Annotated in this window: 11 protein-coding genes; 2 read left to right on the forward strand and 9 right to left on the reverse strand. The window is 71.3% G+C overall.

Going from position 1 to position 12,370, the window contains the following annotated elements:
- Positions 1–55: 55 nt before the first annotated feature.
- The 3 genes from ACTMTU_RS26760 to ureA all read right to left on the reverse strand — a co-directional run bounded on the left by ACTMTU_RS26760 (position 56) and on the right by ureA (position 3,525).
- The gene (locus ACTMTU_RS26760; RefSeq protein WP_441266012.1) at positions 56–1,072 is read right to left on the reverse strand and encodes an agmatine deiminase family protein; all 1,017 of its coding nucleotides are present in this window, start codon (positions 1,070–1,072) and stop codon (positions 56–58) included.
- 87 nt (positions 1,073–1,159) lie between these two features.
- Positions 1,160–2,842 (reverse strand): urease subunit alpha, encoded by a 1,683-nt coding sequence (locus ACTMTU_RS26765; protein WP_441266013.1) that lies wholly within the window; start codon positions 2,840–2,842, stop codon positions 1,160–1,162.
- Positions 2,842–3,525: an urease subunit gamma gene (ureA, locus tag ACTMTU_RS26770; protein WP_441266014.1), complete on the reverse strand. Its 684-nt coding sequence runs from the start codon at positions 3,523–3,525 to the stop codon at positions 2,842–2,844. Before ureA ends, ACTMTU_RS26765 begins: the two co-directional genes overlap by 1 nt.
- Before the next feature lie 140 nt (positions 3,526–3,665).
- On the opposite strand from ureA, the gene ACTMTU_RS26775 reads away from it, so the two are divergent.
- A complete protein-coding gene (locus ACTMTU_RS26775; protein WP_441266015.1) occupies positions 3,666–5,087 on the forward strand; it encodes a cytosine permease in 1,422 nt (473 codons plus the stop codon).
- Between the two features lie 57 nt (positions 5,088–5,144).
- On the opposite strand, the gene ACTMTU_RS26780 is transcribed toward ACTMTU_RS26775, so the two are convergent.
- From ACTMTU_RS26780 to ACTMTU_RS26800, 5 genes are all read right to left on the reverse strand, one after another.
- Positions 5,145–6,251 carry a branched-chain amino acid aminotransferase gene (locus ACTMTU_RS26780; protein ID WP_441266016.1) on the reverse strand — a complete coding sequence of 369 codons (1,107 nt, stop codon included), beginning with the start codon at positions 6,249–6,251 and terminating at the stop codon, positions 5,145–5,147.
- A gap of 259 nt (positions 6,252–6,510) precedes the next feature.
- On the reverse strand, positions 6,511–7,554 hold the full coding sequence (locus ACTMTU_RS26785) for a 3-isopropylmalate dehydrogenase (RefSeq protein WP_441266017.1): 1,044 nt from the start codon (positions 7,552–7,554) through the stop codon (positions 6,511–6,513).
- Between the two features lie 70 nt (positions 7,555–7,624).
- Positions 7,625–7,753 carry a hypothetical protein gene (locus ACTMTU_RS26790; protein ID WP_441266018.1) on the reverse strand — a complete coding sequence of 43 codons (129 nt, stop codon included), beginning with the start codon at positions 7,751–7,753 and terminating at the stop codon, positions 7,625–7,627.
- A gap of 274 nt (positions 7,754–8,027) precedes the next feature.
- A complete protein-coding gene (locus ACTMTU_RS26795; RefSeq protein WP_441266019.1) occupies positions 8,028–9,128 on the reverse strand; it encodes a calcium-binding protein in 1,101 nt (366 codons plus the stop codon).
- Between the two features lie 115 nt (positions 9,129–9,243).
- Entirely contained in the window at positions 9,244–9,651 is a 408-nt protein-coding gene (locus ACTMTU_RS26800) for a hypothetical protein (protein ID WP_441266020.1), read from the reverse strand.
- Between the two features lie 115 nt (positions 9,652–9,766).
- Between ACTMTU_RS26800 and ACTMTU_RS26805 the strand changes: the two genes are divergently transcribed.
- Positions 9,767–10,606, forward strand: a complete 840-nt coding sequence (locus tag ACTMTU_RS26805) for a DUF1206 domain-containing protein (protein WP_441266021.1) — start codon at positions 9,767–9,769, stop codon at positions 10,604–10,606.
- 104 nt (positions 10,607–10,710) lie between these two features.
- On the opposite strand, the gene pruA is transcribed toward ACTMTU_RS26805, so the two are convergent.
- The gene (pruA, locus tag ACTMTU_RS26810) at positions 10,711–12,342 is read right to left on the reverse strand and encodes an L-glutamate gamma-semialdehyde dehydrogenase (protein WP_441266022.1); all 1,632 of its coding nucleotides are present in this window, start codon (positions 12,340–12,342) and stop codon (positions 10,711–10,713) included.
- Positions 12,343–12,370 lie beyond the last annotated feature (28 nt).

Consider the following 12,370-nt stretch of genomic DNA (forward strand, 5'->3'; position numbering starts at 1 on the left):
CTGGTGCTGGTCACCTGTACGTTCTACCCGATCCTGTGCCGTCGGCGGCCCGGAGTCAGATCTGCGGCTGCTGCTGGGTGATGCAGTGGATGCCGCCGCCGCCCGCGAAGATCGCCCTCGCGTCCACCAGCGTCACCGTCCGCTCGGGGAAGAGCCGGCGGAAGATGCCCGCCGCGATCTCGTCGCGCGGGTCGTCGAAGGCGCAGAGCACCAGGCCCCCATTGCACAGGTAGTGATTGATGTACGAGTAGTCGACCCACTCGCCGTCCTCGTCGCGGAGCTTCGTCGGGGCGGGGACCTCGACGACCTCCAGACGGCGCCCCTTGGCGTCCGTCTGGGCGGAGAGCAGCGCCACATTGGCCTTGCACGGTTCGTGGTCGGGGTGAGAAGGGTCGGGCTGGGTGTGGACCACGACGACGCCGGGGCGGGCGAAGGCGGCGACGATGTCGACGTGCCCGCGTGTGCCGTACGTGCCGTAGTCGCCGCTCAGGCCGCGCGGCAGCCAGATGGCCTTTGTCGTGCCGAGCCGGGCGTGGATCTCCGCCTCCACCTCGGCGCGGCTCCAGCCCGGATTCCGCTCGGGGCCGAGCTGCACGGTGTCGGTGAGCAGGACGGTGCCTTCGCCGTCGACGTGGATCGCGCCGCCCTCGTTGACCAGCGGTGAGGGGTGCACGGGGACGCCCGCGAGGTCCGCGACATGGCGGGCGATCTTGGCGTCGTGCTCCCAGCGCGCCCATTCGGCCGCGCCCCAGCCGTTGAACACCCAGTCGACGGCGGCCAGTTCGGAGCCGTCGGTGACGAAGGTCGGGCCGATGTCGCGCATCCAGGCGTCGTCCAGGTCCCGTTCGACGATCTCGATGTCCGCACCGAGGAGTGCCCGGGCCGATGCCACCTGCCCCGTCCCGGCGACCACGGTCACCGGCTCGAAGCGTCGTACGGCCCGGGCCACGGACGCCCACGCCGCGCGGGCTTCCGCGAGTTCCGCCTCGTCGGTGAAGGTCGGGTTGGGGCCGGGCCAGGCCATCCAGGTGCGCTCGTGCGGGGCCCATTCGGCCGGCATGCGGAAGGTCACGGCAAGTCCTAAGGCGTCGTTGGCTTGAAGGAGGGGTTTGAAGGAGGGCTTGAGGACGGGGCTTGAAAGGCGGCGAGGGCGGAGGGCTCAGAGGAAGTAGAGGCGGTTCAGCGAGACGGACTCGGCCGGACCGGAGCGCAGCGGATCGCCGTCGAGGGTCACCAGTCCACTGTGTCCGTCCACCGACACGTCCCCCAGCCTGGAGTTGAGCAGCAGGTCACCCGGACCGATGCCGCGGGTACCGCGCACGGCGACGCGGCGCCGGCGGGTGGGCATCAGATCGGAGCCGAGGTCCACGGCCGCCTGGGCGACGAACGCCACCGAGATGTCGGCCGGTGTCGCTCCGTAGGCGCCGAACTGCGGTCCCAGCACGAGCGGTTCGCAGGTGTCCGTCGCCGCGTTCGGGTCGCCGACGACGCCGTACGCGGGGAACCCCGACTTCAGTACCAGTTGGGGCTTGGCTCCGAAGAACTCGGGCCGCCACAGCACGATGTCGGCCATCTTGCCGGGCTCGATGGAGCCGATCTCGTGGGCGAGTCCGTGCGCGAGAGCGGGATTGATCGTCAGCTTGGCCATGTAGCGCAGGACGCGTGCGTTGTCGTCGTGCGCGCCGTCGCCGTCCAGGGGTCCTCGTTCGGCCTTCATCTTGCCGGCCATGGCGAAGGTGCGGCGTACGGTCTCCCCCGCGCGCCCCATGCCCTGCGCGTCCGACGAGGTGATGCCGATCGCCCCGAGGTCGTGCAGGACGTCCTCCGCGCCCATGGTCCCGGCGCGGATCCGGTCGCGGGCCATCGCCGCGTCGCCCGGCAGGTCGGTCTTGAGGTCGTGGACGGAGACGATCATGCCGTAGTGCTCGGCGACGGCGTCCCGGCCGAAGGGCAGGGTCGGGTTGGTGGACGAGCCGATGACGTTCGGCACGCCCGCCATCTTGAGCACGTTCGGTACGTGCCCTCCGCCGCAGCCCTCGATGTGGAAGGCATGGATCGTCCGTCCGTCGAGCACCCGCAGGGTGTCCTCGACGGACAGGCACTCGTTCAGGCCGTCGCTGTGCAGGGCGACCTGAACATCGTGCTCCTCTGCGACCCGCAGCGCCGTGTCGAGGGCGCGGGTGTGGGCGCCCATGTCCTCGTGGACCTTGAAGCCGGACGCACCGCCCTCGGCGAGAGCCTCGACGAGCGGCGCCGGATCGGAGGACGAACCACGGGCGAGGAAGCCGATGTTGACGGGCCAGGCGTCGAAGGCGTTGAAGGCGTGCCGCAGCGCCCAGGGCGAGTTGACGCCGACGCCCCACACGGGGCCGAACTCCTGGCCGATGACGGTGGTGACGCCGGAGGCGAGGGAGGCCTCCATGATGCGGGGCGACAGCAGATGGACGTGGGTGTCGACGGCGCCCGCGGTGGCGATCAGCCCCTCACCGGAGACGATCGAGGTGCCGGTGCCGACGACGACGTCGACACCGTCGAGGGTGTCCGGGTTCCCGGCCCGGCCGATGGCGTGGATGCGGCCCTCGCGGATGCCGATGGAGACCTTGCGGATTCCCAGCACGGCGTCGATCACCAGGACGTTGCTGATGACGACGTCGCAGGTCTCCCGGACGGCGGCGGCCTTGAGGTGCAGTCCGTCGCGTGCCGTCTTGCCGAAACCGGCCAGGAACTCGTCCCCGGGCTTCTGCGCGTCGGACTCGACCCGTACGACGAGGCCGGAGTCGCCGAGGACGACCCGGTCCCCGGCGCGGGGTCCGTGCACGGATGCGTACTCGTACGGGTCCATCAGTTCTCCTCCGCTCCGAGGTAGCCGCAGGCCGCCGCCCTGCGCAGGGCTTCTTCCTTCGCGCCGGGCGCGTCCAGCGGTCCGTCGACCAGGCCGGCGAAGCCGATCGCGATCCGGTCGCCGCCGATGGGCAGCAGCCCCACCTCCACGTCACCGCCCGCGTCGAAGCGGACCGACGAGCCCGCCGGGACGGCGAGCCGCATGCCGTAGGCCGCGGCCCGGTCGAAGCGCAGACGCGGGTTGGCCTCGAAGAAGTGGAAGTGCGAGGTGACGCTGACCGGGACGCTGGCGGTGTTGCGCACGGTCAGCCGCACGGCGGGCGGCGTCTCGTCGTGCGGCGGCGCGGGCAGCAGCGCTCCGGGAGCGTTCTTGCCCTGCCCGCCGCCGATCGGGTCGGAGACGACGGCGAGGCGGGACCCGTCGTCGAAGACCGCCTCCACATGGACCTCCCCCACCACGTCGGCGACGCCGGGGAGGACGTCGTCGGGGCCGAGGACCGAGCGGGCGGCCTCGATGGCCTCCGCGAGCCGGCGACCGTCGCGTGCCGCCTCGCAGACCGTGTCCGCTATGAGCGCGGTGGCCTCCGGGACGTTCAGCCGCAGACCGCGGGCCCTGCGTGCCCGCGCCAGCTCGGCGGCGCCGAAGAGCAGCAGCCGGTCGCGCTCGGTCGGGGTCAGTCGCATGTCACCACACCTCCATCTTTGAGCGTCACTCTAACAATCGCACTCTCAGAAGGAAACCATTGACTTGGTACGAGGCATGCCTCACATTGAGCAGCATTCAATTAGAACGTCACTCTAACCGTGAAGGTGAGGGGCAGCCCATGCCGGTGGAACAGCGCGGAGTCGACACCGTCCCCGAAGGGGAGCGCACCAGCTCTCCTCGCGATCTCGTCTCGATCCTGCTCGGGTCGAACCTCTGCCTGGGGGTGATCGTCTTCGGCTGGCTCCCGGTCTCCTTCGGCCTCGGCCTGTGGCCGTCCGTCACCTCGGTCGTCGCCGGCACGGTCGTCGGCGTGGCCGTCACCGCCCCGCTGGCCCTTGTCTCGCTGCGTACGGCGACCAATCTGTCGACGTCCAGCGGCGCCGCCTTCGGGGTCCGCGGCCGGCTCGTGGGGTCGGTCGTCGGCCTGCTGCTCTCGCTCGGCTACACGGCACTGACCCTGTGGATCGGCGGCGACGTGGTGATCGGCACGCTGGCGCGCCTCGCGGGACTGCCCACCGGCGGCATGGCCCACACGCTCGTCTACGCGCTGCTCGCCGCCTGCACCGCCGTCGGCGCCGTGTACGGCTACCGGCTGCTGCTGCGTCTCAGCAAGGTCCTGGCCGTCGGCATGACCGCGCTCCTGCTGCTCGGCATCGTCGCGTACGCCCCGGACCTCACCACGGCGGCGCCGCCGGACACCCCGTACCTGCTGGGGTCGTTCTGGCCGACGTGGGTGCTGTCGGCGGTGGCCGCAGGACTCAGCGGACCGATCGCGTTCATCACCCTGCTCGGCGACTACACCCGGTACATCTCGCCGCTGCGCCACAGCCCGCGCCGGGTGCTCGGCGCCACCTGTGCGGGGCTGGTGGCCGGGCTGCTGATCCCGCAGCTCTTCGGTACGTACACGGCGCTGGCCGCGCGGGCCGGGGCCGACTACGCCGGCCCGCTCGTCGCCGCGTCCCCCGCCTGGTACCTCGTCCCGTTGCTGATCGCCGCCGCGGCGGGTTCGGTCGGCAACGCGGGGCTGATGCTCTACTCGATGGGGCTCGACCTCGACGCGATCCTGCCGCGTGCCACCCGTACCCGGGCCACCCTGGTGATGGCCGTCGTGGCCACGGCGTTCGTGTTCGCCGGCCACTTCGGGTGGGACGCCCAGTCGGCCATGACGTCGTTCGTGCTGCTGCTCACCGCGGTGGGAACCCCCTGGGCGGTGATCACGCTGATGGCGCACGTCCGCTGCGCCGGCGTGTACGACGCGGACGCCCTCCAGGTCCACAACCGCCGTGCGCGGGGCGGCGTCTACTGGTTCCGGTCCGGCTGGAACGTATCCGCCACCGTGTCCTGGGCGCTGGGTGCGGCGGTGGGTCTGGCGGCCGTCTCCACCCCGCTCTACGAAGGACCGCTGCTCGGCCTCACCGGCGGTATCGACGTGAGCTTCGTCCTGTCGGGACTGGTGGGAGGCGTGACGTACGCGGCGCTGCGGGCGGGCACAGCCCCCGCCGCCGCGCCCGCACCGGTCGCGGAGTCGACGGCCTCGTGAACACGACGGCCCGCCCCGGCCGGAAGCCGGGGCGGGCCGTCGTGGTGACGCGGGGCGTCAGCCGAGCTCGTGCATCCAGCCGTGGACGTCCTCGCCGGAGCCCGTCTGGATGTCGAGGAGCGCCTTGCGCAGCCGCATGGTGACCTCGCCCGGCTGCCCGCCGGACTGCGTCCACTCGCCGCGCGCGGACTTCACCCGGCCGACCGGGGTGATCACCGCGGCCGTGCCGCAGGCGAAGACCTCCTTGAGCGTGCCGTTCTCGGTGTCGGCCTGCCACTGGTCGATGGAGATCCGGCCCTCCTCCGACCCGTAGCCGAGGTCCTTGGCGAGGGTGAGGAGCGAGTCGCGGGTGATGCCGGCGAGCAGGGAGCCGGTGAGCTCCGGGGTGACGATCTTGAGGTCGCCGGCGGGACCCGTCTCGTAGACGAAGTACAGGTTCATGCCGCCCAGTTCCTCGACCCACTTGTGCTCGACGGCGTCGAGGTAGGCGACCTGGTCGCAGCCCTTCTGCGCGGCCTCGGCCTGGGCGAGCAGGGACGCGGCGTAGTTGCCGCCGGTCTTGGCGTCGCCCATGCCGCCGGGGACGGCGCGGACCCGGTCCTCGGAGAGCCAGATCGAGACGGGCTTGACGCCGCCGGGGAAGTACGCGCCCGCCGGGGAGGCGATGACGAGGAAGAGGTACTCGTTGGCGGGCTTCACACCCAGACCGACCTCGCTCGCGATCATGAACGGGCGGAGGTAGAGGGACGCCTCGCCACCGTGCGCGGGGACCCACGCCTTGTCCTGCTGGACCAGCGCGTCGCAGGCGGCGATGAAGGTGTCGACCGGCAGCTCGGGCATCGCCAGGCGGCGGGCGGAACGCTGGAAGCGCTCGGCGTTGGCCTCGGGACGGAAGGTGGCCACGGAACCGTCGGGGCGGCGGTACGCCTTGAGGCCCTCGAAGATCTCCTGCGCGTAGTGCAGGGTCATGTTGGCCGGGTCCATCGACAGCGGCCCGTAAGGAACGAGCTCGCCGTCGTGCCAGCCACGCCCCTCCGTCCACCTGATCGTCACCATGTGGTCGGTGAAGTGGCGGCCGAATCCCGGATTGGCCAGGATCGCCTCGCGCTCCGCGTCGGACAGCGGGTGCGAGGAAGGCTTGAGCTCGATCGAGGGCGTCGTCATGAGTGCAGTGTCCTTCACCGGTTGTTGTGACGGACCGCGCTCACGCCCACTGCTTGGACATCCGAGCATCGCCGTGCGACACGGCCCACGTCCGATTATCGCCCGTGGGGATCCGCGCAGGGAACGGCGGGAGTACGGCCCAGGTTCTGATGGTGGCACCCGGGGGCCGCACAGGAAAAGCCGCCGGGCGCGGTGGAGAATGCGACCCGGCGGCTTCTGGGGTGTCCGGGGGACGCCCCCGGAAGTCTGATGTCCCGGGTCAGTTCGCTACTCGTACCGCGAGCGCGTCGCCGATCTGGTCCGTGGTGCGGGTCGTGCCCGGCGCACGCTCCGCCAGGTCGGCGGCCACGGCCTCCTCGATGCGGACCGCCTCGGACACGTGGCCGAGGTGGCGCAGCAGGAGGGCGACCGACAGGATCGTGGCGGTCGGGTCGGCCTTGCCCTGGCCGGCGATGTCGGGGGCCGAGCCGTGGACGGGCTCGAACATCGACGGGAACTCGCCGGTCGGGTTGATGTTGCCGGAAGCGGCCAGGCCGATGCCGCCGGTCACGGCAGCGGCGAGGTCGGTGAGGATGTCGCCGAAGAGGTTGTCGGTGACGATGACGTCGAAGCGCTCCGGCTGGGTGACGAAGAAGATCGTCGCGGCGTCGACGTGCAGATAGTCGGTGGTGACCTCGGGGTACTCCTGGCCGACCTTGTCGAAGATGTTCTTCCACATGTGCCCCGCGTAGACGAGCACGTTGTTCTTGTGGACGAGCGTCAGCTTCTTGCGGGGGCGGGAGTTGGCCCGCTCGTACGCGTCGCGGACGACACGCTCCACGCCGTAGGCCGTGTTGAGGCTGACCTCGGTGGCGACCTCGGCGGGCGTACCGGTGCGCAGGGAACCGCCGTTGCCCGTGTACGGGCCCTCTGTGCCCTCGCGCACGACGACGAAGTCGATGTCGGGGCGGCCGGCCAGCGGGGTGGCCGTGTTCGGGAACAGCTTCGACGGACGCAGGTTGACGTAGTGGTCGAAGGCGAACCGCAGCTTCAGCAGCAGACCGCGCTCCAGCACACCGGAGGGCACCGACGGGTCGCCGATGGCGCCGAGGAGGATCGCGTCGTGGTTCTTGAGGGAGTCGAGCTCCGCGTCCGGGAGGGTCTCCCCGGTGCGGTGCCAGCGCTGGGCGCCGAGGTCGTACTCCTTGGTCTCCAGCTTCACATCCTGAGGCAGGACCGCGGCAAGGACCTTCAGGCCCTGCGCCACGACCTCCTGGCCGATGCCGTCACCGGGGACAACTGCGAGATTGATGCTGCGAGACATGTCGGCACCCTACTCCGCGTCCCATTCAATGACACGGCGCGTCCACCATATGGACGCGGATGGTCGTCGTTCAGTGACCGGTGGAGCCGCCGTTGTCCCGGCGGTCGAGGGCGCGCTGGAGGGCGGCGGCGGCGTTCTTGCGGTCGGACTCGCTGGTGCGGGAGGAGTGACGGACTCGGCGGGCGGTCGCAGCGGACATGATGATCGACTCCTTGAGATCAGAAGAGATTTCGAGGTGCCGGAAGGGGCGGTGAGCGCGCCGCAGGGGTTGCCTGCCTGTGGGCGCGGACTCGGAACCGCCATTCGCTGGATCGAGCGAGACGTTCGGCTCCTACAAAGCTAGGTCAGCCCGGCCGCTCTGTCTCCACAATTACTCGGACTTCCTACTATCTGAGACGCGATCATGGCCCGGGACGAGAGCGCGGGCCCGCGGCGGGATCGGCGTCCCGGCGCGGGCCCGTGGAGACCGGGCCTCAGATCTCGCAGTTCGTCTCGAGGTCCGCCCCGGCCTCGCCGTCGCAGTCGTCCGTGCCGGTGCTGCCGTTGAGCAGATCGCTGCTGGGGCCGCCCCGGAGGGTGTCGTTCCCGGCCCCGGCGTCGATGCGGTCGGAGCCGCCCGCGGCGCCGGCCGACACACCGCTCGGGCCGATGTTGTCGCCGAACACCGTGTCGTCCCCGCCGCGCCCGTCGATCAGATCGTTCCCGGCGGTCGCGCCCGTGGGGTCACCCATCGCGCTGTCGCCGACGAGCAGGAACTCGCCCGCGCCACCACCGGTGATCCGGTCGTTGCCGGAACCGGTCGCCGTACCACCGGAAGCGCTGTGATCACCGGTCGCGATCGTGCCGCCGTCCGCTCCGAGATCGATGACGTCGTTGCCGCCGCTGCCGCTCGCGTTCCCCAGAATGGCGGTGCTGTCGCCGTTCGCGTCACCGGCGTCCCCAGGGCCTTCCAGGAGGACGTCGTCGCCGGCCCCCGAGGCGTCGAAGAAGGCGAACGCGTCACCGTTGAGGCCGTCGTTGCCCTCGCCGCCCTCGAGACGGTCGTTCGCCCCGCCGGAGGCGTGGTCGCCCCTGCTGTCGCCGACCAGGAAGTCGTCGCCCGTTCCGCCGTGGAGCGTGTCCCCCGCCGCCCCGGCGGCCGTGCCCTGCGGGGCGAGGTTGTCGCCCACCAGCGCGTCGACGCCCGCCCCGCCGAACACCCGGTCCGTCCCGGTGGCCGCCGTGGCGTTCCCCGTCGCGCTGTAGTTGTCGCCGACGACGGTGTCGCCGCCGTCCTGGCCGTCGAGCGAGTCGGCGCCCGGCCCTCCGGTCAGGCGGTCGTCGCCACCCAGGCCGCAGATCAGGTCGTTGCCGCCCAGGCCGTCGAGGACGTCGGCGCCCGGCGTCCCGACGATCACGTCGTTACCGGGCGTCCCCGTCGTCCCCGTGGTCGTCGCGGGGAACCCGAAGCACAATGGCACCTGCGCGCCGGCTTCCGTGGCTCCCAGGCCGACGACGGCCGCCGCTGCGAAGAGGTGGGCGCAACTGAACAGGAGCACCCGGCGGACGGGGCTCCTTCGCCGGTTGTGGGTCATCGTGTCTCCCTGCGTGGTGGTGATCACTGACGCGTGATCCCTTCCAGCGCAGGGCACCGGCGAGCGCCGCCCCACCCGTCCGGAGCAGACGGCTACCGGGTCGGGAGCGGTCCGTTCAGAGCCTGCCGCCGGTGAGGCGGGACAACGGGCCGCGCTGCTTGAGGCCCGCGCGGCGGCCGAGCGCGTACGAGCCGGCCACCGCGGTGGCGACGCCCGTCCCGGCTCCGGCCACGATCGCCTTGCGCGCCTTCACGAGCGTCCACACGACGCCTGCCTTGCCGACCGTCGCGCCGGCGGCGGTGGAGGCCGCCTGCTGGACCGTCCTGGCCGCCGTCAGTGCCTTCTCCGTGGCCACGCCGCCGATGCCCTGCGCCAGCTCGCCGGTGCGGCGCGCCGTGTCCTGCGCCTTGGACGACGCCTTCGCCGGCGCCTCGGCGGCCGACCGGGTCCGCCCCTGTGCGGCGGCGGCCGTCTTCTTCGTCGTCGTACGTGCCTGGGTCGTCTTCTTCTCGGTCTCAGCCATGCCGTTCGGGTATCCGCCCACGGCGCACGCAAACTGAGCGGCCGTCACCAGGCGTGGCCGTCGGCGTCCCGTTTCCGGCAGAACCCCCAGGGCATCCGCGTACCGGAGGTGGCCCATGAACGCACGCACATTGACGCTCACCGGCCGCGCCCGGGCCCGCCGGGCGGCGAACGGTTCCGTCGTCGAAGCAGCCGCTCGCTGGGGATTCGTGGCACGCGGGGTGATCTACCTGCTCGTCGGGGCGCTGGCCCTGCACATCGCCTTCGGCGGCACCGGCCGCCAGGCGGACCGCGGCGGCGCGCTCACCCAGCTGTCGGAGCAGCCTTTCGGCGCCGTGCTGTTGTGGGCGCTCGGTGCCGGACTGACCGGCATGGCGCTGTGGCGTCTCTCCGAAGCGCTCTTCGGCGCCGCGGGAGCCGACGGGCACAAGACGCACAAGCGGCTGCTGTCCGCGGGCCGCTGCGTCTTCTACGGGTTCGTCGCCTACTCGGTGCTCGCGTTCGCCGCGGGTGAGAGCGGCAGCGGCGGCGGCTCGAGCGACCGGCAGTCGCAGGACGTGACGGCCAGGGCGCTGGAGCTGCCCGGGGGCCGGTGGATCGTCGGTCTGGCCGGTACCGGCATCGTCGTCGCCGGTGCCTGGGTCGCCGTACGCGCCGCGCTGCGCAAGTACCGCAAGCACCTGAAGCAGGGCGGCATGTCGCGCGGGACCCGGCGGCTGATCGACGTGACGGGCGTCGCGGGCGGCGTGGCACGAGGAGTGCTGTTCGGGGCCGTCGGCGTCTTCGTCGTGCTCGCGGCGCTCACCTACGAACCGGACAGGGCAAAGGGGTTCGACGACACGCTGCGGTCCTTCGCCGCGACTCCCGCGGGGCCGTGGCTGCTGGCGCTCGTCGCCGCCGGTCTGGTGCTGTTCGGGGTGTTCTCGTTCGCGATGGCGCGCAGGCGCCGGGTCTGAACCGGACCCGACCGGCGGGGAGTTCGGCGGGCGCACATGGAAACCGCCCCCGTTCCGGCGTGGGGGCCGGGACGGGGGCGGAGCCTCGGGGGTCGACCGGAAGGTCAGCCCATGTGCGGGTAGGAGTAGTCGGTCGGCGGGACCAGCGTCTCCTTGATGGCACGGGTCAGCGTCCAGCGCATCAGGTTCTGCGGGGCGCCGGCCTTGTCGTTCGTGCCGGAGGCCCGGCCGCCGCCGAAGGGCTGCTGGCCGACGACGGCGCCGGTCGACTTGTCGTTGATGTAGAAGTTGCCCGCCGCGTAGCGGAGCTTCTCCATCGCGTGGGCCGCCGCGGCCCGGTCACCGGCGATGATCGAGCCGGTCAGCGCGTACGCCGACACCGACTCCATCTGCTCCAGCATCTCCTCGTACTTGTCGTCCTCGTAGACATGGACGGCGAGGATCGGGCCGAAGTACTCGGTCGTGAAGACCTCGTTGGCGGCGTCCGAGCACTCGATGACGGTCGGACGGACGAAGTAGCCGACCGAGTCGTCGTAGCTGCCGCCCGCGACGATCGTGCAGGACGGGTCCGACTTCGCGCGGTCGACGGCGGCCTTGTTCTTGGCGAAGGCACGCTCGTCGATCACGGCGCCGATGAAGTTCGACAGGTCGGTGACGTCACCCATCTTGATGCCGTCGACCTCGGCCGCGAACTCCTCCTTGAAGCCGGAGTTCCAGATCGAGGCCGGGACGTAGGCGCGCGAGGAAGCGGAGCACTTCTGGCCCTGGAACTCGAAGGAACCGCGGGTCAGAGCCGTCTTCAGCACCGCGCGGTCGGCGCTGGGGTGCGCGACGACGAAGTCCTTGCCGCCCGTCTCACCGACGATGCGCGGGTAGGACCGGTACTTCTCGATGTTGTTGCCGACCGTCTTCCACAGGTGCTGGAAGGTCTTGGTCGAGCCGGTGAAGTGGATGCCGGCGAGCATCGGGTGCTCGAGGGCCACCTCGGAGACGGCGATGCCGTCGCCGGTCACCAGGTTGATGACGCCCTTGGGCAGACCGGCCTCCTCCAGCAGCTGCATCAGCAGCACGGCGGCGTGGGTCTGCGTCGGGGACGGCTTCCAGACGACGACGTTGCCCATCAGCGCGGGCGCTGTCGGCAGGTTGCCGGCGATGGCGGTGAAGTTGAACGGGGTGATCGCGTAGACGAAGCCCTCGAGCGGGCGGTGGTCCAGACGGTTCCACACGCCCGGCGAGTTGGCCGGGGGCTGCTCGGCGAGCAGGTCACGCGCGTACTTGACGTTGAAGCGCCAGAAGTCGATGAGCTCGCAGGGGGTGTCGATCTCGGCCTGCTGGGCGGTCTTCGACTGGCCGAGCATGGTGGAGGCGGCCATCGTCTCGCGCCACGGGCCGGCCAGCAGCTCGGCGGCGCGCAGGATGATCGCGGCACGGTCGTCGAAGGACATCGCCCGCCACGCGGGAGCGGCGGCGAGGGCGGCGTCGATCGCGTCCTGCGCGTCCTGCTGGGTGGCGGCGGCGAAGGTGCCGATGACGGCCTTGTGGTTGTGCGGCTGTACGACGTCGACACGCTCGCCGCCGCCCATCCGCTTCACACCGCCGATGGTCATCGGCAGCTCGATCGGGTTCTCGGCCAGCTCCTTGAGCTTGGCCTCGAGGCGGGCGCGCTCGGGCGAACCGGGGGCGTAGCCGTGCACCGGCTCGTTGACCGGGGCGGGGACCTGGGTGACAGCGTCCATGGGTTCCGTTGCTCCTTAGCGAGGGGTG

It is taken from the genome of Streptomyces sp. OZ13, assembly GCF_052068155.1.
Classification (GTDB): Bacteria; Actinomycetota; Actinomycetes; order Streptomycetales; family Streptomycetaceae; genus Streptomyces.

Bases quoted from the DNA above. Each gene is read 5' to 3' on its own strand.
- ACTMTU_RS26795 (WP_441266019.1), bottom strand. From the start codon at position 9,128: ATGACCCACAACCGGCGAAGGAGCCCCGTCCGCCGGGTGCTCCTGTTC.
- ACTMTU_RS26780 (WP_441266016.1), bottom strand. From the start codon at position 6,251: ATGACGACGCCCTCGATCGAGCTCAAGCCTTCCTCGCACCCGCTGTCC.
- ACTMTU_RS26785 (WP_441266017.1), bottom strand. From the start codon at position 7,554: ATGTCTCGCAGCATCAATCTCGCAGTTGTCCCCGGTGACGGCATCGGC.
- ACTMTU_RS26775 (WP_441266015.1), top strand. From the start codon at position 3,666: ATGCCGGTGGAACAGCGCGGAGTCGACACCGTCCCCGAAGGGGAGCGC.
- ACTMTU_RS26800 (WP_441266020.1), bottom strand. From the start codon at position 9,651: ATGGCTGAGACCGAGAAGAAGACGACCCAGGCACGTACGACGACGAAG.
- ureA (WP_441266014.1), bottom strand. From the start codon at position 3,525: ATGCGACTGACCCCGACCGAGCGCGACCGGCTGCTGCTCTTCGGCGCC.
- ACTMTU_RS26765 (WP_441266013.1), bottom strand. From the start codon at position 2,842: ATGGACCCGTACGAGTACGCATCCGTGCACGGACCCCGCGCCGGGGAC.
- ACTMTU_RS26805 (WP_441266021.1), top strand. From the start codon at position 9,767: ATGAACGCACGCACATTGACGCTCACCGGCCGCGCCCGGGCCCGCCGG.
- ACTMTU_RS26790 (WP_441266018.1), bottom strand. From the start codon at position 7,753: ATGTCCGCTGCGACCGCCCGCCGAGTCCGTCACTCCTCCCGCACCAGC.
- pruA (WP_441266022.1), bottom strand. From the start codon at position 12,342: ATGGACGCTGTCACCCAGGTCCCCGCCCCGGTCAACGAGCCGGTGCAC.